Origin of the sequence: Paenibacillus terreus (assembly GCF_042138595.1) — a bacterium.
Classification (GTDB): domain Bacteria; phylum Bacillota; class Bacilli; order Paenibacillales; family Paenibacillaceae; genus Paenibacillus; species Paenibacillus terreus.
Map to the genome: position 1 here is coordinate 120,677 of NZ_JBHIRX010000006.1, position 23,004 is coordinate 143,680.

Below are 23,004 nucleotides of genomic sequence, written 5' to 3' on the forward strand. Positions count from 1 at the left end.
AGGCTTATTTCCTTTTCCTGTTGGATAACATTTCGTCCTGTGTTTTTAACGTTATGGAACGTTTTTTGAAATATCTGTACGGAACGCGAATCAAGGCATCTTGTTGATCTCTTAATCGTATGGGGGCCAAAGGCGCCATATAAGAAACGCCAAAGCTTTTGAGCCTGACCATATGTGCACCCAGAAAAATAAAAGACAGGATCACCCCATAAAGCCCGTAAACCGCGGCAACCAACATGATCGGGAAACGAAGCAGGCGGATGCCGATACTGCCGCTGTACTGAGGGCTCGCAAAGGAGGAAATCGCGGTAAGGCCGACGATAATAACCATGAAAGGGCTCACGATCGAGGCCTCGACAGCCGCTTGTCCGATGACAAGCCCCCCCACAATGCCGATAACCTGCCCTATGCCTCTGGGCAATCGCAAGCTTGCCTCGCGCAGTATTTCCAGCGACACTTCCATGATTAATGCCTCGACTAAGACGGGAAAAGGAATTCCCTCCCGCGCGGCTATGATGGACACGACCAGTTCGGGTGGGATCAGCCCGGGATGGAACGAAACCAGAGAGATGTATAGCGAAGGCAGGAAGGTTGCTATAAACAGCGCCATTAGCCGGAGCATGCGAAAAAATGTACCAAGCGGAAACCGTTCATAATAATCCTCCGGAGATTGGGCCAGCATCCAGAACGTCATGGGGGCAATCAGAACGAATGGCGTACCGTCCAGCATGATGACGACTCTGCCGCTCATCAGGGCATTTATTGCTTTATCCGAACGTTCTGTCGCCTGGAGCTGCGGGAAGGGAGACCATGGATTATCTTCGATCAATTGCTCAACGATCCCGGTGTCGAGCACATCGTCTATATCGATAGATTCGATTCGTTTTTTTATATCCTGAACCAGATCCCGATTGACGATGTCTGCAATATAGAGCACAGCCAATTTTCGAGATGATCTTCTGCCTACGCGGTAACTATCAATCTTGAGGCTGACATCCTTGACATGCTGCCTGATTATGGCCAGATTACTTGCGATGTCTTCAACAAAACCTTGTCTTGGTCCTCTTACCAAAGTCTCTGTACTGGGTTCTGCAACGTCTCGGGCAGGAAAATTTGCGGTCTCGACAATCAGCGCCTCATCCATTCCTTCAAGGAGCAGGCAAGTGTTCCCGGACAATACTTCATGAACACACTTGTCCAAAAATTCACCCGTTTCAATTTTGAACAATAAAGCGGTCTTATGCAGCAGATTTTCTTTTAATGTTTCTGGGGTATGCTCAGGTTTATTTTCCCCGAGCCCCGCGATAATCATCGGTTTGACGATTTGTTCATTAACTACATGGGGGTCTGCGATCCCGGAGAGATAGATGATCATGACCTGAAAGCCGGTTTGTCCTACATCCAACTCCTTGAAGACAGCATCGGAAAAATGACTCAGGGTTCGTTTAAGGTATTCCAGGTTTTCTGCAAGCGCCCTTGCCATGAAGTTCCTCCCTCAGGAGCGTATCCGTGAACTTTAAGAGGTAATATGTGCTAAAAAGGAAATTAGTATTCGAATAGCCGCTTAAATCAAAAAGAGCAAGAGCAAAAAAGTGAATGGACATCCCCGCAGCTAAAGCTGACTGGTACACATGTTGCACTTGTTGGGAGACTTTAGTAACTTATATCTTATATGCTTTTTCCTATAAGGATTACTTCAATCTACCCTTTAAAACGGAGGTTTAAATGCACTTTTCGTCTCAATTGGAAAATATAAAAGAGATTCTGCATCACCATTACAGATTGGAAGCATCCCATGTCATTCCGCAGCAGGGTGGCTGGTCCGCCCTGGCTTACAGGGTGACAACCGGGGAACAGTCATATTTTCTTAAGTTATACGACAAGAGCAGGGCATCTACTCCAAAATTGACAGCGTTAATCAACATCTACTCTCCCCTCCTGCTCTGGCTTCATGACAACAGCCGTCTTAAGGGGAAAGTTCCCGTCCCTCTAGCAACCCAGGATGGGCGTTACCAATGCGAGGACGATGAAGGTATCTATCTGCTATATAAATACATTGCAGGGGAAACGATAGGGGAACGGGAGTTAACACCACAGCAAACAGCACAACTGGCAGGGATTGTGTCTGAGCTGCATTCTTTTGGCAGTGAAGTACCGGTGAATACAGCACAGATCAAAGAGGAATTTGAGCTGCCCTTTCTTCATTCGTTAAAACAGGTGATTGGCGGTCATTTACATGCTGTACCGACGGATATTCGCGATGTGCTGTATCCGTTTATCGAACCTTTGAACGCCCTCATCTCTGCCACTGAAGGATTGTCCCAAAGTCTGAAGCACCGCCCTCTAAGGTATGCACTTTGCCATACCGATCTGCATAACTGGAATTTGATGCAATCCGGTGACGACCTGGTGTTAATTGATTGGGAGGGAATACGGCTCGCACCTGTGGAAGCGGATATGATGTTTATCGTGGACCAGCCCTACTATGATGTTTTTCTGGACATGTATACCAGAAAGCACCCGGATTATGTCCCAAACCCGGAGGCTCTGAACTTTTATCAAGGCCGCCGCAAGCTGGAGGATATCTGGGAATGGACAGAGCTGCTTTTGTTCAACAGCCAGGATGCCCGCGAACGGGGGAGTGCGCTTCACAGCCTGGCAAATGAACTGAAGAGCTTGCACGGATAGCAGTTGCGGAGAAGCGAGCTTACAGAGCCAGCGCTTCCTCCGTAATTTTTCTGATATCAATGGTGGAGCTCATGCCATCCTTCACGATATCAGGCAAAATATTGTTCAGAAAATAATCTACACAGTGCAGCCGAATGTCCTTGATCTTAATGAGCGCATTGCGGTACATGACCACAAATTCTCTCTCGCTGTTGCCCCTCTGCAGCTCGGCAAAAGCCTCATACACCTGATCCAGCTTGTCGGCAACCTCCAGAATCAGGCCCTCAACGGACTGATCCTTGCCCTCACGCAGCTGTCTGCGGAAAATGGCCTTGAACTCCTCCGGGATATTTTCCTCGATAAAATGCTTCACCATCGCTTCTTCAACATGCTGCAGCATGGAGCGGAGCTCCAGGGAGTAATGCTTGACGGGAGTCTTGATATCTCCGATGAAGATTTCGCCATAATCATGGCTGCTGGTAATCTCGTACAGCTTCTTCCAGTCCACGGTTACACCGTGCTGTTCTTCAATATCCGCCAGCGTTTTGGCGTACTGCACGACCTTCCAGGAGTGGGCGGCCACGCTGTGTTCCTCAAATTTAAACTTTCCGGGGCAGCGGATAATCCGTTCCAGATCGTTCAGTGACCGAAAATACGTATGGATTCCCATGAATTAGCCATCCTTTGTCTAGTGTATGGATCGTCGATATACCAAGATCAGTATAAATTACATATGTTAATAGAAAATTAATTGAGGTTCCCTAATTTCTCCAATATCAAAATCCGCAGACCGTTATGGCCTGCGGATTAACTATTATTTCCAAATCACCTTTTGGATAAACTATGTAAAATCGATTCCCCGCACCTTGGCAAACACCATCTGATTCACAGGCGTACCGTCTTCTTCACGCTCCCAGCTGCGCAGAACACCTTCAAGCGTAAAGCCTGCCCGTCTTGCGACAGCGGCGCTGCGGGTATTGCGGTCATCACAGCGGATTTCCAGACGGTTTGCGCCAAGCTGCCTGACAGCAAAATCCGTTATGCCATGAACGGCTTCCGTGACAAGCCCTTCCCCGGAACGGGACGTTCTGATCCAGTAGCCGATTTCAAATCTGCGGGCATTCCAGTCGATCCGGTGCAAACCACATGCGCCAAGCACTCCGCCGCTCTCTTTATCACACATCAGCATCATCATATCCGTCCGTTCCAGGAAGCGGAGTCTGCCGCGGCGCACAACTCTCTCGGTTTCCTCAGGCTCGGGAGTCACACGGGCAAACGGCATAAAGGGCCGGAGTTCCTTGAGGCTTTCCCGGATCGCTACATTCAGTGGGGCCCCGTCTCCCCATTGCGGGGCACGAACAAGCAGCCTCCCGGTTTCAAACTGCTCCGGAAAATCAAACAGCAAAGGATCTTTTTGCATAAAAATATCCCCTTTCTCTCACGTGACTCCAAGCGAATCTGCCGTCTCTCCAAATGTGCTTGAACAGCGTCATCCTATAATTTCGACAACCTGACCCTCATGATCCTTGATTTCCGTTTTGACAATCTGGAAGAGCACGCCCGTTAAAAATGAAACCTCAAACACGCCGGCCTGCGGAATCAGTTTGCTGGCCAGTTCATCCACAACCGGACCATTCAGCATAATCCGCACTTCACCTTCCTGCGTTTCCCAAGCCGGGCTTTCTCCCGGCTCAAATACGACCCGTATGGACGGTCCGGACAAGCTCAGCTTTTTGCCCTTCAAAATGCGCCCGCGAAGCAGGCTTCCAATGATCCCCGCCTGTTTGGCTCCAAGCGTCAGCGTGGAGGAGGACTTTTTGAACAGACCCTTTTTTCCCGGCTCCCAGGTCAGCTGATCTACGTACAAAAAACCGGTGCTCGAGCCATCCCGCTCATGTCCCAAACGTATGGCCCCGGACACAGCATCATGACGAAGGAATGAATCCCTGTTCAGATCTGTGATATAACGGGGCATATACGGCTCACAAACGGACAGCACACCCAGCGTATTCCAGGTTTGCATGGCCTGCAGTTCATCGGCAGTAATGCCGATCATCTGCAGAAACTCCAATCGTCCATTCGGTGTATCGATCTCGGGGAGCTCCGGATCGGCTGTGAAAGCCAGTGCCGTAATCCGTGTATCCGCATCAAGGCAGATCGGTCCGTTGGCATCCATATAATCGCCTGCTTGAAACGTATTGCCGCTGCCAAACACGTATCTCCCGATATTTTGCAACAAATTCAGCGCCCACGCAGGAGGCTCCTCCTCTTCAGGCTGCCGCGGCAGCCGAAAGGTCAGTTCAAATCCATAACCGCTGTAATCGGCATTCTCTGATTCCTTCTCATATAACGCGGAAAAACCGTATGTAACAAAATGCCAATGGGGCTGCGGTGTTTCCGCCATGTAAGCACTGATCCCCTGCAGTGGGTCCTGTCCTCCCAGCGCATAGGGGATCAATGTGCCGTAATGCTTCGGCTCCTGATCACCATAAATGTTCCGTAATGTCTGATCAATGGCATCCCAACCGGGTGCGTTCAATTCCTCGCTCATTTCATGCCCTCCTGCTGTCCTTTATAAAAAGGTAAACCTTTAATTTACAATGTTTCGATTATATACTCTTTTTCCCTTCTCAAGGAGCAGGAATCTTAATATATTTTTCCGAACATGCCCGGGGGATTTTACCATGATCAAGTGAAACTATGATCTCGCATTCCGGTTTTTTATGAGACAGATTGTAATATGAAATGCGGCACTTACATCGTTCACCATATTCTATTTCGGTTCTACCGCTTCGATTCCCAGCGCCAGCGCGCCGCACAATCCGGCGTTGTCGCCCAGGCCCGGAGGAACGATATAATTTTCCATATCGTCAAGAATCGCCGGGGACGCCACATATCCGTTTAAGTTTTGGGCGACTTCCTTGCGGATAAGCGGGAATAACTGTTGCTGGTGCATCACCCCGCCGCCAAGAATCACTTTCTTCGGCGATAACAACAGGATCACCCCTGAAATGGCCTGCGCCAGATAATAAGCTTCCATCTTCCAAGCCTTATGATCTGCTGACAGCTCGTTTCCTTTCCATCCCCAGCGCTTCTCGATCGCAGGTCCGCTAGCCATACCTTCCAGACAATCGCCATGATAAGGACACAAACCACCGAAGTTATCCTCCGGATGCCGCCGGATCAATACATGCCCCCCTTCCGGGTGGACCAGTCCATGGACCAGCTTGTCTTCCGTGTACACGCCGACACCGACACCTGTCCCGATCGTATAATACACACAGCTATCCACTCCCTTCGCAGCCCCCCACTTCGCTTCGCCGAATACCGCCGCGTTCACATCGGTATCGAAACCGATCGGCACCGGGAAAGTACGCTTCATATATCCGACAAAGTCAAACCCCGCCCACCCCGGTTTCGGCGTCGTAGTCACCTGCCCGTAAGAGGGGCTGGAACGATCCAGGTTGATCGGTCCGAAGGAACCAATCCCAATCGCCTCAATAGACTTGTCCTGAAAATACTGAGCAGCTTGCTCAAGCGTTTTTTCCGGCTCCTCCGTCGGAAAGCTGATCCGTTCCAGAATTTCCCCCTGTTCATTGCCGATACCACATATAAATTTCGTGCCTCCCGCTTCAATCGCACCAATTCGCATATTTGATTCCTCCTGCATTGTAAGTGTTCGCACAAATATTTTAACTTTTTGAAAATCGTTTTACCATACTTTTTTTATTATCTTACTATACACTTATAGATTCTCTTATTATAGCTAATGAAAACGTTGACAAACACTAAAGCTATGTTATTATATGTTTTGTAAAACGTTTTACTAAATGGAGATGACGAGATGAAAAAAGTATTTTACAAACCGCAAGACGGATGGGTCGGAGACGTGATCCCGTTCTATGACAATGGAGAGTACAAGCTCTACTATCTCCATGATCAAAGAGTCGGCGGCGATTATGGGAACCATACAACGTGGAACCTGATCACGACCAAAAACGGCCTGGATTTTGAAGATTACGGCGTATCTCTATCGAATGGCGACGAAACCGAGCCAGACCGGAACGCCTATACCGGTTCCGTAATCAAGGATCAAAACGGAACGTATCACCTTTTCTACACCGGGCATAATCCCAATTCCGAGTTTTGCGTTGACGGAAAGCCCCTGCAAGTCGTTTTGAAGGCTACCGGCACCGACGGCATGCACTGGACAAAGGATGTAAATTTCAAGCTTTATGGGGACGGCGTGATTTATGAGAAGTTCGATTGGCGTGATCCGTTCGTGTTTTTTAACGAAGAACGGCAAGAGTTTTGGATGCTTGTCACCTCAAGGCTGATGAATTCCTCCGAAAAAAAAGGGGGTTGCATTGCCCTTCTCACTTCCGATGATCTTGTACATTGGCGTTATCAGGAGCCATTTTACAGTCCGGACAAGTACATCACCATGGAATGTCCGGATTATTTCCAAATGGGAGACTGGCACTACTTGGTCTACTCGACGTTCAGTGAAAAGTTTGTAACCCATTACAAAAAAAGCAAAAGCATCGAAGGTGTGTACACCTCGCCAATTCCCGACACTTTTGACGGCAGAGGGTTTTATGCGGCGAAAACGGCTTCAGACGGTCAACAAAGATTTGCCTTTGGCTGGGTCCCTTCCAAGAAAGATGCAAGCGATTACGGAGATTGGGAATGGGCCGGAACCCTGGTTGTGCATGAAGTTTATCAAAACGATGACGGAGATCTGCTCGTAAGGATGCCTCAAGCAATCTATGAGCATTTTAATACAGAAACGGACGCCGTTCCCGAAGCGGAGAAAAATTGCCACCACACCGGAAGCCGATTCGAACTGGAGTCCCCTGACGGACTGGCTTACCTCGTTTTGGATGAACTGCCTCCCCAAGTCCTGATCGAAGCCGAGTTTACGGACTGGAAAGAGGTGAAGGACTTCGGCATCGCGCTGCGCACCGATAAGGTGCTTGACACGGGTTATTTCATTAAATTCGATCCGTTCCACAATCGCATCGTGTTCGATATGTGGCCGAGAACCGAGCCCGGTTTCTTTCAATGGCAAATTGCCGGAGATAAACCGCAAATGATCGAACTGGAAAGACCGTTTTTGTTCAGCCGGCACGACCGGATTAGAGTAAAGCTGATTTTGGAAGATGACATCCTGTGTCTATATGTCAACGATGCCATCGCAATGACAACGCGAGTCTATAACTTCAAAACCGGTCACCTCGGTTTTTTTGCGAATGAGGGCTCCGTCAAAGTCCATAACGTCAAGCTCAAGACGGGGGCAAAGGATTAATTTATAAAATGGAGGGGTTTTAAAATGGCAAAAAAGAGAAAACTGTCGAAGGTCATCTCGCTTCTCACTATCTTTGCATTGATTGCAACCGCTCTCGCTGGCTGTGGCGGATCAGCGAAGGACGCCAACAAACAGGAAAATTCGTCTGATGGCTCCACCGGCAAAACGATTACATGGCTGTCGGCCCGCCCTTCGGACGGACCGATCGTGCAAACGATGCGTGAGCTGGCAGACCGGTATGCGAAGGATCATCCCGGATTCAAGCTGGATATTCAAGTAACTTCCGATAGACCTTCCTATTTGACCAAGCTGCGCACGCTCGTCGCTTCCGGCGAAGCTCCGGAATTGATCGATATGGACGCCGATCCGTTCGCCCAGCAATTGGCGGAAGCCGGAATGCTGGTTGACATGAAGCAGTTTCTGAACGAACAAGGACTGTACGACCAATTCTACGAACCTGCGTTGAAATACCAGGAACTGCCCGATGGCAGCCTGTACCTTCTCCCTTTGGAGTATCAGCTGGAAATGACCTGGTATAACAAGAAAATATTCAAGGAAAATAACCTCGCCGTTCCGAAAACCATCGATGACATGCTAACAGTTAGCAAATCGCTAAAGGACAAGGGCATTACCCCGATCGCCGTTGACGGTGTTGACGTTTGGCCCTTGCTGCGCTATGCGGCCATGATTCCGTTCCGGGCCACCGGAAATGAATTTGCCCGCAATCTGAGCCAAGGCAAGGCCAAAATGAGCGACGAAGTCGGAATGCAAGCTGCGAACTTTGCGCAGGGGATCGCTCAATACTTCCAGGAGGGGTTTGCCACTACGGATTATACGACAGCCAAGAACATGTTCCTCAATGGTGAAGCTGCCATGTATACCATGGGTACCTGGGAAATTCCTTCCTTTACAGAGGAAAATCTTCCGGAAAACCTCAAAGGCAACGTTGACTATTTCTATCTGCCTACCATCAACAACGCCAAAACGCCGAATAATGAGTTTTTCGGAAACAGCGGCATCGGTCTTGCCGCAACGGCTGACAAATTCGACGCAACCACCAAAGACTTCCTGAGTTTCGTCTTAAAAAATTACAGTGACATCTATGTTGCCAAACAGCAGATGTCTCCGCTCAAGTTTGAGATTAAAGATGAGTCCCAGTTCTCCGATTTATACTTGCGTATTAAAAAGGATATGGATAACTACGGATCAGAATTTGCCAAGCCTTGGGATACCTTACTGGACCCTAATACGAACTCCGTCATGAGCGATTTAATCATCAAATTGATGATGGGTGCCATGACGCCGGAAGAGTTTGCCAAACAAATCGATGATACTATTGCCCAAAACGTCACCAACTAGCTCGTTAACGTTCAGAACACTGCCACCCGGCCATACAAGGTCCGGGTGGCAGCCTTCAGTGAACTTTTTAAAATAAACTTTATGGAGAGATTTATATGAATGTGCTCAAGGACAAGAAGGCATGGTTAATATTCATCACGCCAGCCTTGCTGTTTTATTTGGGAACTGTCTTTGTCCCGATCATTCAGTCGCTGAACTACGGCTTCCAGGATTGGAATGGAATAAAAGATGCCGAGTATATTGGGCTGGGCAATTATATCAAGATGTTTCATGACCCCTACTTCTGGAATTCCGTGAAAAACAACTTGATATATGTCGTAATCGTGGTACTCATGCAGGTGTTCATCGGCTTGTTTTTTGCATTGCTGCTCTCGTATGTCAAGAAAGGAGCCGGCATTTTCAGAACGCTGTATTATTTGCCGGCCGTTGTGGTCACCGTCGCCATCGCGCAGATGTTTCGGAACTTCTATTCCCTGCAGCCGCTTGGTTTGCTGAACATGTTCCTGGATTGGATCGGACTGGGCCATTTGCAAACCGCCTGGTTATCCGATCCGCACACCGCATTGATTGCGGTATCCATCCCCGAGGGCTGGCGCTTTACGGGAATGTACATGGTCATTTTTTACGCAGCATTGATCGCGATTCCGAAAGAAATCGAGGAGGCTGCAACCATAGACGGCGTTAACGGATGGCAGCTGATCCGGCATATAAAATTGCCAAGTATTAAACATGTGCTGAGTTTGGCCCTTATCATGTGTACCACCGGTGCGCTGAGAGGCTTCGATATTCCTTATATCATTGGCGTGCCGGGTTCGACGACCGAGCTGGTTACCACTTATATGTACAAAAAAGCGTTTGCTACCAATCAATTTGGATACGGAAGCTCAATCGCCGTATTTATCGTAATTGAAAGCCTTATTGCTGTTCTTATAATTCGGGCCATATTCAGTTCCAGGAAAGGAGAAGCGTAACATGCAATCCAAAAAAGCAACCTTATCCTTCCTGTTGTATTTTATCGTTATCGCAATCCTGATCGTGCAGATCTACCCGGTGATCTGGCTGATGCTGTCCAGCTTTAAATCGAGCATCGAACTAACAACAAAGCCCTTTTCGCTGCCGACGGTATGGTCGTTCGACAACTATGCAGCCGTATTCAAGGGAAGCGATCTGCTGCTTTATATCAAAAATACCGCCATCGTGACGTTCAGCTGCCTGCTGCTGATCATCTTCTTAAGCTCAACGGCCGGGTTTGCCCTCGTTAAAATGAATTTTAAGCTGAATTCAAAGCTGCTGCTATTCTTTACGGTCGGGATCATGATTCCCATTCAAGTAACCCTGATCCCGTTGTTTATTATGTACAAGGACTTCGGGCTGCTGAATTCATATCTGGCGCTAATCCTTCCTCAAGTCGGATTTGCCTTGCCCTTATCCATTTTGATCTTCACCAGCTTCTACAGTTATGTGCCCAACGAATTGATCGAAGCTGCCGTCATTGACGGATGCAATATTTATCAGGTGTTCTATAAAATCATTTCTCCGCTTACCATCAACACAACCATCACGGTCGCATCGATCAATTTCGTTCTCATTTGGAATGATTTTATTTTTTCCAACACCTTTACGAGTGACAAGCAATACAAAACAATCGCCGTTGGTCTTCAGGAGTTCATCGGGGCATTCGGGGCTACGGATTGGGGACAAACGTTTGCAGCCATCAGCGTTAGCATCATCCCGATCATTATCATCTATTTATTTCTAAATAAATACTTGATGGCTGGCGTTTCTGATGGAGCAGTTAAAGGATGAAAAAAGATAAGGAGAGATAAACCATGTTATCCATGAATCAACTTTTCGGCAGAATGAAAGGGAAAAGCAGATCGATCACGGCGGAGAATCCCCGTGGCCTGAAAGGGGAAGGCGGAAAAGCAGAAGGTCCTCTGGGAGTTGCACGGAAAGGCAAAGCTTTTATCTCGTTAGCCCAAGGGCAAACCGCCACCCTTGTCGATGTCGAGGGCCCCGGCATCATCCAGCACATCTGGATGACCGTGACCGATCAGACCGAATCCGGCTGGTTCGTATTGCGCGACCTGGTGCTGCGAATGTATTGGGACGGTGAAGAGTCCCCTTCCGTTGAAGTTCCGCTGGGAGATTTCTTCTGCAACGGCTTCGGCGCCAGAGCGGTTGTGAATTCCCTGCCGATCGTAGTCAATCCGGTAGGCGGCATGAACAGTTACTTTGCGATGCCTTTCAAAAAAGCCGCCAAAGTAACCGTAACAAATGAGCATCCCCAGGAGATCGAGGCGTTTTTCTACCAGTTTGATTATATGCTGGTCGATGAGCTGCCGGAGGATACGGAATATTTTCACGCCCAATTCCGCCGGGAAAATCCGACCCAGCTTAAGCAGGATTATACGATTATTGATGGAATTAAAGGAAGGGGCAAATATGTCGGCACCTATATGGCCTGGACCTCGCTGTCCCGCTATTGGTACGGCGAAGGGGAAGTTAAATTTTATCTCGACGGCGATCGGGACTGGCCTACGATCTGCGGAACGGGAACGGAGGATTACTTCGGCGGAGCCTGGGGCTTCGTGAAATATGACAACGGCAACCCGGTTGAGGAGCAGACGTACTCCACCCCATTTATGGGTTTCCCGTATTTTGCAGTAAAAGATACGACGAGAGCGCATATTTACGACGGCGCCGCTTGTCCGATGCGCGGCTTCTATCGTTGGCATATGCTTGACCCCATTTTGTTTGAAGAGGATTTAAGGGTCACTGTTCAACAGATCGGGCATGACGGAAAGGCGTTGTTCGAAAGAAGCGATGACATAAGTTCCGTATGTTACTGGTATCAGACCGAGCCGCATCAAGCGTTCCCCGCCCTTCCCGGCGTAGTGGAAAGACGGCCACGCTAATCAAGACGAAATATTCGCAATCCAAAAGAAGCAGAGGTTCGAAAATGGCAAAGAAAAGGGTTACTTTAGTTCAAGTCGCAAAAGACGCGGGCGTATCGCCCGCGACGGTCTCCCATTTTCTGAACGGCAACTTTCAGAAGATGGGCGCGGAGACGAAGGAAAAAATCAGTCTCTCGATCGAGAAATTAGGTTACCAAGTGAACCCGGTTGCCAAAAGTCTTATTACTGGCAGAATGCATACCATTGGGCTTGTTTTATCCGATAGCACCTATGATGGTGACGGTTACTTTGAGGACTTATACTTCCTCCATTTTGCCAAAGTCATCAAGCAGCAGTTAAAGTCCTTGGGATATAAAATCATCCTGCTGGACTTTGAAGAAATCTTTATGAATATCCAGATGGTCGATGGGATTATCGTCAAAGCAACGATGGACACGGAAAAATTCATGTCAAAATTAATGGACCTTAACGTGCCAGTCATTACAGTGGGCCGCCACAATTTATCCTATGGAGCACATGTCCTTCGCGTCAACGACTATCAGAGCGGCCAAATCGGGGTGAATCACTTATTATCCCGCGGCTATGACAAGCTGGTTATTTTGACTTATCCGCACGGCCACGTCCCCGGCTTCGATGACCGGCTCAACGGAGCCAGTGAGACCCTGCAGCAAAACGGCAAGCTGCCGACTGTCATCACGGGCGATATGACGGAAACCTTCGGATACGAGACCGTGATAAACCTGACCAAAAATAATCAGCTGCCGCAAGCGTTGTTTTGTTTAAATGACATCTCCGCTATCGGGGCGTTGAAGGCCTGCAAGGATTTGAACATTTCCATTCCGGATGGGCTTGCTATTCTCGGCGTTGATGATATGCCTACCGTCTCCGAACTGCTGAGCTTATCAACCATTCGACATCCGATTAATGAATTAGCCGAGGCCGCTTCCAAGCTGATGATCGAATCCATTGAATCCGACAGCCAGCGCCCCGCGCCTGTCGAAGAAGTGTTTCCGACGGAACTGATGGTGCGTCGAACCAGCTGATATCCAAATAAACTTCAGACTCCCAGACTGAGGTGGCTGTCTATTGTGTTCGTGTCTTGATGCCCTTGCACGCTGCTTTGTACGATTATCCCTCTCGCTCAGGGAATAGGTGGGGCTAGGGTAGGTATTCGTCTGTTTCTCTGTTTCTGATCAAACGGGATAATCATGCAAAGCGTCCGGACTTGCGAGTGTTGATTGATCTATCGCCCAACCCACCGGCCTGCCAAGCCGTCAAGAATTGATTTCTAGGTTGAGCCAAACTTCAAACAGATCATTCAAGAAAATCGAGCGGGGGATTCATTGATCCCCTGCTCGATTTTTTTTGTTTTATCCTCTACCCTCGATTCGCACATCGCTAAACTTAGCATGGCCTTGGCTGACAAACAAGCCAAGCTTCCCTCGGGGGATATCGTACATTCTGGCGCTCATCGCTATGTTCTCATCCACGTAAATTTCGCAAATCGATCCGTCCATAAACACTTTGATTTCGTAAGGATGATCGGGAATAAGCTCTATCGGACGCTCCAGCTCTACCTCATAAGGGAACGTCTTCCCGCCCTCTTCCGACTGCATGATCTTCCCACGAAAGGTAAGACGATTCCGCTGCGGTTCCAGGGTAACGTAATAGGCCTCATCCAACGTGTCTTCTGCTCGCAGCATGAAACCAACCCCTTGCGTCTGCTCGGAGAATGAGACGCTGGCGGAAATCTTGCATGGATCAGGCAGCTCCTCCCAGCTCGTGCAGCCGGCAAAGCCGTACGGCGACACGCAGGAGAGCGTGCGATCCGTAATTAGCCAATCTCCCGTAATGCTCTGATAATGTGCGGGCAGCGGCTGCGAAAACGCCGCATCAACCGTATCCGGCACTTTTACGTCGAGCGTGCCGTCAGGGCGCTGAACGATTTCATGGACGATCAGATTTCCTCCCCAATCCCAGGTATTGTAGTCCTTGCCTCGGGATTTCGGCGGATTCCAACCGAATAAATCGTCGTTTTTCGTGGGATTCCACCCGAACAGATAGCGCCCTCGCCCGTCTGTCGAGGATTTGGCAGCGTAGAAAGCCCGCCCGTCGAAGGTATCCTCTTTCGGGGTAAGCCAAGGGCCATTCAGGCTACGGCTCATTCGGTAAAAGGTCGCAAAGCGTCCCGTATAGGAGGAGTAGATTAAATACCACCAATCCCCGATTCTGAACAAGTCAGGACATTCATGAGCCCCTACGTGCAAATTCGGCGCATACAGAGGTTCGCGGTACTCCCAGGTTTTAAGGTCTTTGGATGACAGCAGCGCAGTGCACCCTTTTCGGTTGGTTGGCCCTTTCGCCATCGCGGCAAGCAGCATCCAGTATTGGTCTTCCTCTTCATTCCAGAACACGAAAGGATCGCGCCAATCGGACAGCTCATAGATGCGGTCGTCAGCGGCAAAGGTATCTTCAGGAATGGGCTCCCAGTTCTTCAGGTCACTGCTGATCGCATGGCAGACCAGTTGCTTGCCTGGGGGAAATATGCAGTAAAACATATGATAGATACCGTCCACTTTCAGAATATGGCCGGTGCCGCCTTCTATTTTGCAGGCTCCTTCTGCCCGGTAATTCACGAAATCCTTCGTTCCGACCAGATACCAGCCATGGTCAAGACCCTCCCGGTAGTTTTCTCGCCAGCCGTGCAGATAGAACAATTTAAATTCCCCATCTTCATAATAGGGAATCACATCCCCTACCCAGGCGTTCTCCGGCCGATAGAAAAATTCCCTCATCCAATGATTCCTCCTAAAGATTTAAGTGGTTTATGCGTTCATTTAACGAAACCCAGGGGAGAGTCAGTTGGATCGTTCTCCTTCTTGACCTGTACCGGTACGTTAAAATCATCGACGTTAAGATGTCCGAAACCGCCTGTGGATTGGTCAACCACTTTAATATAAAGCTCCTCGCCGATATACTCCGATGCATCCCAGATCTTCCGTTGATACTCCTCATAATTAGTGGCAGTCTCTTTAAACAGCTCTTTGCCGTCCGATGCCCGGACCAGCGCAACGTACAGCTTATCTATATCGCGCCCGCCGCTGACTAGGAAGTTGATTTTGCCGTTCCCGCCAAGGATGAAATTCTGTGATTGTAGCGTACCTGTCAAGCTGTCGCCGCCAGCTTGCTCGTTGAAGCCCCACAAATGATAGCCCCCCGGAATTTTTTGCGACGGATTAAAGTAAATGTTACCCCAGAAGAACTTGGTGTCGGTCACGTGGACATCTTGGAAAGCATCTCCTTCGGCAATCCAACCGGTTAAATCACCCGTTGCAAAATCATGATTAGGCAGATCTGTAATATCGGTATACACTGAGTTGTCCCAGTTCTCAGGCACATCGACCGGAGCAGCCGGTTCACCGGTTAAAGCATTCATCTCCCATACTCCCATCGATTTGACCGTAATATCATTGTCGGCCCAAACCTGCAAGCCCAAGGAGTCGTATCTGCCTACGTATACTCGGGTTGTCAGCTTTTTCTTGTAATTTGCAAAAGCTTCAATGACCGAACGGTCGAGGAAAATATGGAGTTTCAGGTTATCTCCGTTCAGATCAACGTATCCGCCTTGAATGCCGTCTACGCGCACATCCGGGTCGATACTGCTCTTGGTGCGATCCACATTAAAGGTACCGTTTGTCTTGTCGTAGTAAATCAGGGTTTCTTCCTGGCCGTTGTCGGAGCGCCGCACCTTGAGGCCGAATTTCTGGGCTTCTCCCGGATCTATTTCCATTACAATCTCCAGCATGTCGCCTTTGACATTACGGATCAATTGATTAGCGGACTCCATATTTTTCTCTGATAAATCAACCAGTTTATTTCCTCGCAGACTCTGCAATTCTTGAATCGGGTCAATGCGCAATTCATCATGCTCATCCAGGCTTAGTGAAACTGGCAGAGCCAGATTATGAGCCCATCCGGATTGATATTCTGCTTGCGGTGTTCTTACATTTTGCACCATGGAGAATACGACAGTTCTTCCATCGGGCGTGACCAGGCCACTCTCAGCGGTTAAGTACCCGTCACCTACATCCATTTTGGAGGGAGCCTCTTGATCGGGAATAAACTTGAAATTATCCCGATCCCAGGTCCCAATCCAATAAAAGACCTCAACATCTCGTTGCACATCGTTCGCGGGCGGTACATGCTCCGGTTTTTCATGCGGATTAATCATGAATATATGTTTTTGTTGGCCCTTGCTATCCTTGCCTAACGGCAATAATACCGGCAGTTCCCAGACCGTACCCAACTCCGGATAGAGGGTTCTGTTGCTAACATATAAAGGCCCCTTGTACTCCCAGTTGTACATATCGTCGGATACATATACTAATGCCGTGCCGCTGCTGAAGTCCTGAAGGCCGGAAGTCACTAATTGATACCACTTATCCGTCTCTTCATCGTACCAGACGAACGGATCGCGAAACTCGTTATGGATGCCGATCCCGTTCTGTTCCGTCACCGGTTCGGGGTATTTCACCCATTGCTCCAAATCGGGATCGGATAAATCGGCTGGAGTCGCAATTGCTGTTCGCTGGTTCGGCGACTCGGAGTCGTTGCCGGCGGTATAGAACAGCACGGGATTGCCGTTTCGATCATACGCCGCTCCGCCTGACCACGCGCCGTCCGGGTCAAGAGTGCCCGCTTCGGGCGCAAGGGCCGGCCTTACATTTTCCCAGTGCACCATGTCGTCGCTTACCCAATGTCCCCAATGGATTTGATGCCAATATGGCCCCTGCGGGTTATGCTGATAAAACAAATGGTATTGGCCGTTATAATAAATTGGCGCATGCGCTTCATTCATCCAGTTTTGCGGAGGCATTGCATGATACTGGGGACGGTGCTGATCTCCGTCAAACACGCTTGGGTCCTCATCAATGTCCCCATTCGGAATTTCCGGAACCGAACCGCCATGGAGCGCCTTTACGTTCTCATACTCAGCTAGTACCTCTTCATTCGTAAGGGCTTTGTTATGCAGCTTCACTTCATCGATGAGCCCACTGAACATATTGAAGGAAAACAGTCCTGCCAACTCAACCGGTTTATTGTTTTTCCCGATGATCAGGCTTTCCGTGGATGGTGTGATTGGGACGTTAACGGGGGTTGCTTGGGAAGCCACTTCCTCACCGTTTAGATATAACTTGATCATTCCATCTTTTTTGTCGAACGTGGCGGCGACGTAATTCCACTTGTATTTTTCCAATGGGTGATCCTTTGCCCAAACCTGAAGCCACTGCCCGCCAATTCCGGCCTGCATCGACCATGTACCGTGCCGGTACATTCCAAGAGAAAAGCCTTCCGCTTTATCCTGATCGGATTGGTTCACAATGGCAGACAGTTTGTTTCCGTCTCCCCATTCATAACTGCGCGGAGCGACCCAGGCTTCGATGGTTAACGCATCGTTTACAGTCACGGTATCCTTGGCGTTGACCTCAATATAGTTCGAATATCCATCGAACAACAAGGCCCCGCCTTTCACCCCGCGGGGAGTCCATCTCGGATCCTTGGAGTCCATATATCTGGCGTTGTTAAATACATAGTTCACATCATGCTCAAGCTTGCGTACTCCATCCAACGTTTCCTTTCCTGTGCCTTCATTAAGACCCAAGTAAAATATAGTACCCGTACCACGTACTTGGAAACCGTCAACGGCTATGCGGGCTTGATCAGACTGATCAACGACCTTTACATAGAGCTCCTTGTTGTAGTACTCCTGCACGTTCCATGTGATATTCTGATTTGCACTGACATTCCCCGTTTTCTTAAGCAACGTATTGCTGACGGCATCGTAAAGTTCGACGTAGGCGTCCTCCGGTTTTAAAATGTCCAAAATAGTAAAGTTAATGGTTCCACTTCCCTGGAGTGTGAAAGTATTGGAGGTGATGGAGCCCTGAGCTTCCAAGGCAGATTTAGCATAGAAGTTTCCTTCTTTGCTCGCATGAGCTTCATCAGTCACTTGAAAAGCATTTCCTTCAACCGTCCAGCCATCGAAATTTCCCGTTTCAAAACTGGCATTCGTGATTTCAGTCGGGATCATGTTAACCGCCAAAACCCCTTCTTCCGGAACGCTTTCATGGAAGGTGCGGAAGGCATCCGCAAAAATCAGGCCCCAATCCGAGGTTGCATGATCGACGATTTCCACATACAGCTTCTTGCCCAAATATCCGGAAAGATCCGCCTTATACTGCTCCATATTGGCAAGCCGCATGCCCTGTGCGGGATCCGGGAACCCGGACTCGTTAAATTCGCTGTTGCCGTAACGGGCAATCATCTTTCCCGTATCTGCTTCGATGACGCTCACATAAACTTGATCCCTATGTTTGCCTCCGCCCAATCTGAAGGTAATCCACCCCGTTCCCCCCAGCTCGAAAGTGCTGGAACGAAGAATGCCTGTCGCAGATTCCGCATATTTCCACCCATTTAAATGATAAGTACCTTCCTGATTATAGGGGATTTCTTCCGCCCACCAGGTTGTTTCATCCGAAACGCTATCCGGGCCGAACGCTTCGCCTTCGACAATGGTCCATCCCGTCAAATCTCCGGTTTCAAATCCCGAATTCTCGATTTGATATACTGCTTGATATACTGCATCTGTAACCGTCGTCTTCACTTCAGCCAAAGACGCGGGCGTTTCCACCCCAACGGAATCGGAAGTGGCCGCGGCCGGAATCACGGGAGCAATAAGCTGAAGAACCAGAGTCCATATAACCGCCTTGCCAAACGCGTGTCCTCTCTTTTTTTCTTTTCTCATACACAATCCTCCTTCGTGATTTCCCAATTCAGAAAAACATCGCTAGCTGACTTCGCAATGCTCCCTTTGTACAAGGATGAAAATCATGATGAAAAAGGAGAATAATAGAGCGTTTTCACAATGTAAGGCGATAAGGAGCGCCTAAACGCTCACTTTACCAAATGGCCTGCATATCCCATATATCCAAGGTTTTAACCGTTAGTTCCCCGTCTCCCCAAATCTCTAGCCCCAGAGCATCCATACGGCTCGGATACACACGGGTCGTCAGGCTTTTCAATCCGTTGGCATAGGCTTCGACCATGGAACGGTCCAAATAAAGGTGAAGCTTCAGATTCTCACCTGGCAGCTCCAGCTTGCCGCCCTGAATCCCTCCGCATCTTTCTCCCGGATGCAGTGTCGTTTTTGTCCGGTCGACCAAGAGCATAGATTGATTCGCATCATAATACAGCTGCGTTTCTTCTTCTCCGTCCGGGGTGCGCCGGACCTTGATTCCGAATCGTTTGGCGCTGCATGGCTCGATTTCCAGCTGAATCTCAAGCATGTCGCCTTGTACCTCCCGGAGCCGTACATTCGTCTCGGCCAGTGACTTGTTCCGAAGCGATAGCCGCTTCTCTCCGCGCAGCGATTGCAACTCCTGGATCGGCTCGATTCCCAGTCGTCCGTCATCCCGCAAATACACGCTTAGCGGCAAGCCGCCGTTATGGGCCCAACCCGATTTATATTCCAGCTCGGGCGTCCGCTCCCCTTGGGCTATCGTAAAGATAATCTTTCGCCCGGTTTTAGGATCCACCATTCCGCTCGGTCCGGTAAAATGGAAATCACCAACGTCAATCAGTTGCGGCTTCTCTTGATCGGGAATAAATGACAGGTTTTCCTTGTCAAGCCGCCCGATCCAATAGAACACCTCTACATCCGCCCCTTTTCCCACAGGGCTGACCAGCAGGAGATGTTTGTTCACCCCCTGCTTGTCGGTGCCAAGTGGAAGCAGCACGGGGAGCTCCCAGATCGGGCCAAGATAAGGGAACTTCTGAAGATCCGCATGATACAATGGACCCTTGTAAGTCCAATTCAGCATATCCTTGGACGCAAATGCCAGCGCCGCGCCTCCTTCGCCTTCCATCCCCGACCCGACCAAAGCATACCAGCCGTCATCGTCCTTCCAAACAAAGGGATCTCGGAAATCGCCGAATGCCCCTATGCCCTTTTTCTGCACGATGAGCGGCTCCGGATGTTTGACCCAATTTACCAGATCCGGGTCTCCATCCCGAGAATAAGTGCTGCGGGCAAGCGCTACGCTCTGATTCGGCGAAGCGCTGTCGTTGCCTGCGGTAAAGAACAAGACAGGCAGACCGTCCGCATCATAGGTCGCGCTTCCCGACCAGATCCCGTCCGGTGCAAGCTGATCCTTCTCCGGCGCCAGCGCGACGGGAAGGTCCCTCCAATGCACCAGATCTTCACTTACCCAATGTCCCCAATGGATCTGATGAAAGAAAGGCCCCAGCGGGTTATGCTGATAGAACAAATGATATTTCCCATCAAAATAGATCGGCGCATGAGGTTCATTCATCCAATGAGCCGGCGGGCTGACATGATATTGGGGTCTATGCCGGTCCGACAGCAGGGGCGTCCGGTCCAGCTTGATCTCATCATATTTTAAGGACGGCCGGACACCTCCATGGGCGGAGTCCAGTACATGACGATAAGCAACGACCACCTCTTCCGCGCTAAGGACCCGATTATAGATCTTGAGCTCATCAATGATACCGCTAAACATGTGCAGGCTGAACGCTTTTGCCAGACGGCTGCTGTGATTGTTCTTTCCGATGAGCAGATCGCTGTCCACTGCCTCGGTCAAGCGGGAACCGCGTGGCAAAGCAGTCGAAGCGATTTCGCTGCCGTTCAAATAAAGCTTCATTTCTCCCTGGTTCCCATCGAACACCGCACTTACGTAAGACCATTCATTTTTGGGCAGTTCACAGCCGTCCGGCGACCAAATCTCCGCCCAGGCCCCTCCTTCAAGCCCAACCTGAAAAGACCATGATCCGTGGCGAAACATGCCCAGCAAATAACCCTGCTTGCGGTCCATGTTGTAGCGGTTCACGATGGAAGCCAATTTGCCGCCTTCCCCCCATTCGTAGGAGCGGGGCGCTACCCATACTCCGATGCTGAGCGCTGTCAGAAATCCTGGCTCGCCATTCGAATCTCCCGTATTGACCCGATGGGCAACGAATGTCGAGTACCCATCGAACAGGAGTCCGCTGCCCAATACACCCTGCCTCCACTGCGGATCACGCGGTTCCGTAAACTCCGCTTGCTTAAATACGTATTGAATATCATCATGAGTTTTGGATACACTCTCCAAAGCTCTTGCTCCGCTTCCTTCATCGAAAGCCCAATACATCATCAGCCCTCGATTGTCGGGTACTTGGCTCACGCGTCATTCCCCCTTGAAGTCTGCTCGACGGCACCATTAGGAATTGGAATGGATTTAAGAGTATGAATATGAAGCGAGTTCAATACAACCTGCCCCGAATTCGTGCTTATCCAAACATTCTCGATCGGAGCATCCGGGAATATTTGATCCGTCAGCACAACCAGTCCCCCATTCCCATACACTTCAACCGCATTGCGGTCCAGCCAGATATGCAACTTGATCTTTCCATCCTCCGGAACCAGGCTTGCGCCGTGATTGCATGCAAACTCCGGATGAAAGTCAGTCAGACCCGATTGGGAACGGTCGATAGATAGCCGTTGGCACACTGGATCATATCCAATAATCGTCTCGTTTTGCCCGGAGGACTTGAACTTAATATGCACCTCGTTCCCGGACCGGGTATCGATATCCGCTTCTATCTCGAGCAGTCCATCGTTCGTCTGCTGTGTAAACGGTACGTCCTGAGTCACTGTAACATCATTCCAGCTCGTCGACGTTTTTCGCAGCCGTTCAACTTCCCGGACAGGCATTTGGGTCAGAACTATGCCTTCGTCCCGGCTGGTCAATGACAAGGCGCGGGGCAGAGTCATGGCGCCTCTCCAGTCTCCAGTTGGCGTGTGGTTGGCATATTTCCAGTTGCTCATCCATCCAATAAGCACGCGCCGTCCGTCTCGCTCCGGTATATCCGACCAGGTGACACCCGCATAATTATCCCTTCCATGATCCAGCCAAAGGATATGATCAGCCGAATGGTCATTGATGAACGTATTTCCGTCGAACTCTCCGATAAAATATTGCGTGCGCGAGCCTTCAGGACAGTCGGGATTATCTCCAATGCTTATGATAAGCACCCATTTGGAGCGTTCGCTGTCATCAATCGGCAATTCAAAGAGATCCGGGCATTCCCACACACCGTCATGTGATCCTTCCCCTTTACCGAATTCGCCGGTCAGCGTCCATTCGAGTAAATTTTGCGATCCATAAAAACGAGCATGGTCTCCCGCCACAAGCACCATCACCCACCGCTCACTCTGCGGATGCCAGAACACTTTTGGATCTCGAAAGTCGATCAGATCATCCTCGGCGAGAACCGGGTTCCCCTCATATTTGTGCCAAGTTCGGCCTTTGTCGCTGCTGTACGCCAAGCTTTGCCGCTGGCGCGGCTGCCCGGTCTTCGGACAGGTGTCCGCATGGGTAAAGATGGCGACTAATCCATGGGGGCCTTCGAACAGTCCGCTGCTGTTATTCCAGTCCACTACACAGCAGCCTGAGAAAATGGCTCCATGCTCATCCGGGAACAAAGCGATCGGCATATGCGCCCAATGAATCAAATCCGGACTCACCGCATGTCCCCAATGCATGGGCCCCCATTTGTTGCCGTGAGGATGATGCTGATAAAACAGATGATATTCTCCCTCGTAATAGACCAATCCGTTCGGATCATTCATCCAATGGGATGGAGGCGAAAAATGAAAGCCGGGTCTGAATCTCTCATAAAATACATCTAGCACAA

Annotated in this window: 15 protein-coding genes and 1 pseudogene; 7 read left to right on the plus strand and 9 right to left on the minus strand. The window is 49.6% G+C overall.

Annotation, left to right across the window (positions count from 1 at the left end; translation table 11 throughout):
- Positions 1 to 4: 4 nt before the first annotated feature.
- Positions 5 to 1,483 (minus strand): spore germination protein, encoded by a 1,479-nt coding sequence (locus ACE5KN_RS13230; protein WP_375524903.1) that lies wholly within the window; start codon positions 1,481 to 1,483, stop codon positions 5 to 7.
- Positions 1,484 to 1,743: 260 nt separating this feature from the next.
- On the opposite strand from ACE5KN_RS13230, the gene ACE5KN_RS13235 reads away from it, so the two are divergent.
- Positions 1,744 to 2,688, plus strand: coding sequence for a phosphotransferase (locus tag ACE5KN_RS13235; protein WP_375524902.1), 945 nt, complete (start codon positions 1,744 to 1,746; stop codon positions 2,686 to 2,688).
- Between the two features lie 19 nt (positions 2,689 to 2,707).
- Here the strand turns inward: ACE5KN_RS13235 and ACE5KN_RS13240 are convergent, their stop codons facing one another.
- The 4 genes from ACE5KN_RS13240 to ACE5KN_RS13255 all read right to left on the minus strand — a co-directional run bounded on the left by ACE5KN_RS13240 (position 2,708) and on the right by ACE5KN_RS13255 (position 6,319).
- Positions 2,708 to 3,337, minus strand: a complete 630-nt coding sequence (locus ACE5KN_RS13240) for a YfbR-like 5'-deoxynucleotidase (protein WP_375524901.1) — start codon at positions 3,335 to 3,337, stop codon at positions 2,708 to 2,710.
- Positions 3,338 to 3,508: 171 nt separating this feature from the next.
- Positions 3,509 to 4,087, minus strand: coding sequence for a GNAT family N-acetyltransferase (locus ACE5KN_RS13245; RefSeq protein WP_375524900.1), 579 nt, complete (start codon positions 4,085 to 4,087; stop codon positions 3,509 to 3,511).
- A 69-nt stretch (positions 4,088 to 4,156) separates the two neighbouring features.
- Positions 4,157 to 5,218, minus strand: coding sequence for a suppressor of fused domain protein (locus ACE5KN_RS13250; protein ID WP_375524899.1), 1,062 nt, complete (start codon positions 5,216 to 5,218; stop codon positions 4,157 to 4,159).
- A 222-nt stretch (positions 5,219 to 5,440) separates the two neighbouring features.
- On the minus strand, positions 5,441 to 6,319 hold the full coding sequence (locus ACE5KN_RS13255) for an ROK family protein (protein ID WP_375524898.1): 879 nt from the start codon (positions 6,317 to 6,319) through the stop codon (positions 5,441 to 5,443).
- A 192-nt stretch (positions 6,320 to 6,511) separates the two neighbouring features.
- Here ACE5KN_RS13255 and ACE5KN_RS13260 point away from each other — a divergent pair, with 192 nt between their 5' ends.
- From ACE5KN_RS13260 to ACE5KN_RS13285, 6 genes are all read left to right on the plus strand, one after another.
- Positions 6,512 to 7,975, plus strand: coding sequence for a GH32 C-terminal domain-containing protein (locus ACE5KN_RS13260; RefSeq protein WP_375524897.1), 1,464 nt, complete (start codon positions 6,512 to 6,514; stop codon positions 7,973 to 7,975).
- Between the two features lie 24 nt (positions 7,976 to 7,999).
- A complete protein-coding gene (locus tag ACE5KN_RS13265) occupies positions 8,000 to 9,334 on the plus strand; it encodes an ABC transporter substrate-binding protein (RefSeq protein ID WP_375524896.1) in 1,335 nt (444 codons plus the stop codon).
- A gap of 95 nt (positions 9,335 to 9,429) precedes the next feature.
- On the plus strand, positions 9,430 to 10,305 hold the full coding sequence (locus ACE5KN_RS13270) for a carbohydrate ABC transporter permease (protein WP_375524895.1): 876 nt from the start codon (positions 9,430 to 9,432) through the stop codon (positions 10,303 to 10,305).
- A 1-nt stretch (position 10,306) separates the two neighbouring features.
- Positions 10,307 to 11,140, plus strand: a complete 834-nt coding sequence (locus tag ACE5KN_RS13275) for a carbohydrate ABC transporter permease (RefSeq protein WP_375524894.1) — start codon at positions 10,307 to 10,309, stop codon at positions 11,138 to 11,140.
- A gap of 23 nt (positions 11,141 to 11,163) precedes the next feature.
- Positions 11,164 to 12,252 (plus strand): glycoside hydrolase family 172 protein, encoded by a 1,089-nt coding sequence (locus ACE5KN_RS13280; protein ID WP_375524893.1) that lies wholly within the window; start codon positions 11,164 to 11,166, stop codon positions 12,250 to 12,252.
- A gap of 44 nt (positions 12,253 to 12,296) precedes the next feature.
- Positions 12,297 to 13,295, plus strand: a complete 999-nt coding sequence (locus ACE5KN_RS13285) for a LacI family DNA-binding transcriptional regulator (protein ID WP_375524892.1) — start codon at positions 12,297 to 12,299, stop codon at positions 13,293 to 13,295.
- Between the two features lie 327 nt (positions 13,296 to 13,622).
- Here ACE5KN_RS13285 and ACE5KN_RS13290 read toward each other — a convergent pair whose 3' ends face one another.
- The 4 genes and pseudogenes from ACE5KN_RS13290 to ACE5KN_RS13305 form a co-directional block, all read right to left on the minus strand.
- On the minus strand, positions 13,623 to 15,047 hold the full coding sequence (locus tag ACE5KN_RS13290; protein ID WP_375524891.1) for a GH32 C-terminal domain-containing protein: 1,425 nt from the start codon (positions 15,045 to 15,047) through the stop codon (positions 13,623 to 13,625).
- A 38-nt stretch (positions 15,048 to 15,085) separates the two neighbouring features.
- Positions 15,086 to 19,057: a GH32 C-terminal domain-containing protein gene (locus ACE5KN_RS13295; RefSeq protein WP_375524890.1), complete on the minus strand. Its 3,972-nt coding sequence runs from the start codon at positions 19,055 to 19,057 to the stop codon at positions 15,086 to 15,088.
- A gap of 154 nt (positions 19,058 to 19,211) precedes the next feature.
- Positions 19,212 to 21,491: a GH32 C-terminal domain-containing protein gene (locus ACE5KN_RS13300; protein ID WP_375524889.1), complete on the minus strand. Its 2,280-nt coding sequence runs from the start codon at positions 21,489 to 21,491 to the stop codon at positions 19,212 to 19,214.
- A pseudogene (locus tag ACE5KN_RS13305) lies at positions 21,488 to 22,984 on the minus strand (glycoside hydrolase family 32 protein); the annotation flags it as partial. The pseudogene ACE5KN_RS13305 and the gene ACE5KN_RS13300, both read right to left, overlap by 4 nt.
- Positions 22,985 to 23,004: the final 20 nt, after the last annotated feature.

Coding starts and splice junctions, on each gene's coding strand:
- ACE5KN_RS13255 (WP_375524898.1), bottom strand. CDS start 6,319: ATGCGAATTGGTGCGATTGAAGCGGGAGGCACGAAATTTATATGTGGT.
- ACE5KN_RS13240 (WP_375524901.1), bottom strand. CDS start 3,337: ATGGGAATCCATACGTATTTTCGGTCACTGAACGATCTGGAACGGATT.
- ACE5KN_RS13270 (WP_375524895.1), top strand. CDS start 9,430: ATGAATGTGCTCAAGGACAAGAAGGCATGGTTAATATTCATCACGCCA.
- ACE5KN_RS13295 (WP_375524890.1), bottom strand. CDS start 19,057: ATGAGAAAAGAAAAAAAGAGAGGACACGCGTTTGGCAAGGCGGTTATA.
- ACE5KN_RS13265 (WP_375524896.1), top strand. CDS start 8,000: ATGGCAAAAAAGAGAAAACTGTCGAAGGTCATCTCGCTTCTCACTATC.
- ACE5KN_RS13275 (WP_375524894.1), top strand. CDS start 10,307: ATGCAATCCAAAAAAGCAACCTTATCCTTCCTGTTGTATTTTATCGTT.
- ACE5KN_RS13245 (WP_375524900.1), bottom strand. CDS start 4,087: ATGCAAAAAGATCCTTTGCTGTTTGATTTTCCGGAGCAGTTTGAAACC.
- ACE5KN_RS13250 (WP_375524899.1), bottom strand. CDS start 5,218: ATGAGCGAGGAATTGAACGCACCCGGTTGGGATGCCATTGATCAGACA.
- ACE5KN_RS13280 (WP_375524893.1), top strand. CDS start 11,164: ATGTTATCCATGAATCAACTTTTCGGCAGAATGAAAGGGAAAAGCAGA.
- ACE5KN_RS13230 (WP_375524903.1), bottom strand. CDS start 1,483: ATGGCAAGGGCGCTTGCAGAAAACCTGGAATACCTTAAACGAACCCTG.
- ACE5KN_RS13260 (WP_375524897.1), top strand. CDS start 6,512: ATGAAAAAAGTATTTTACAAACCGCAAGACGGATGGGTCGGAGACGTG.
- ACE5KN_RS13285 (WP_375524892.1), top strand. CDS start 12,297: ATGGCAAAGAAAAGGGTTACTTTAGTTCAAGTCGCAAAAGACGCGGGC.
- ACE5KN_RS13290 (WP_375524891.1), bottom strand. CDS start 15,047: ATGAGGGAATTTTTCTATCGGCCGGAGAACGCCTGGGTAGGGGATGTG.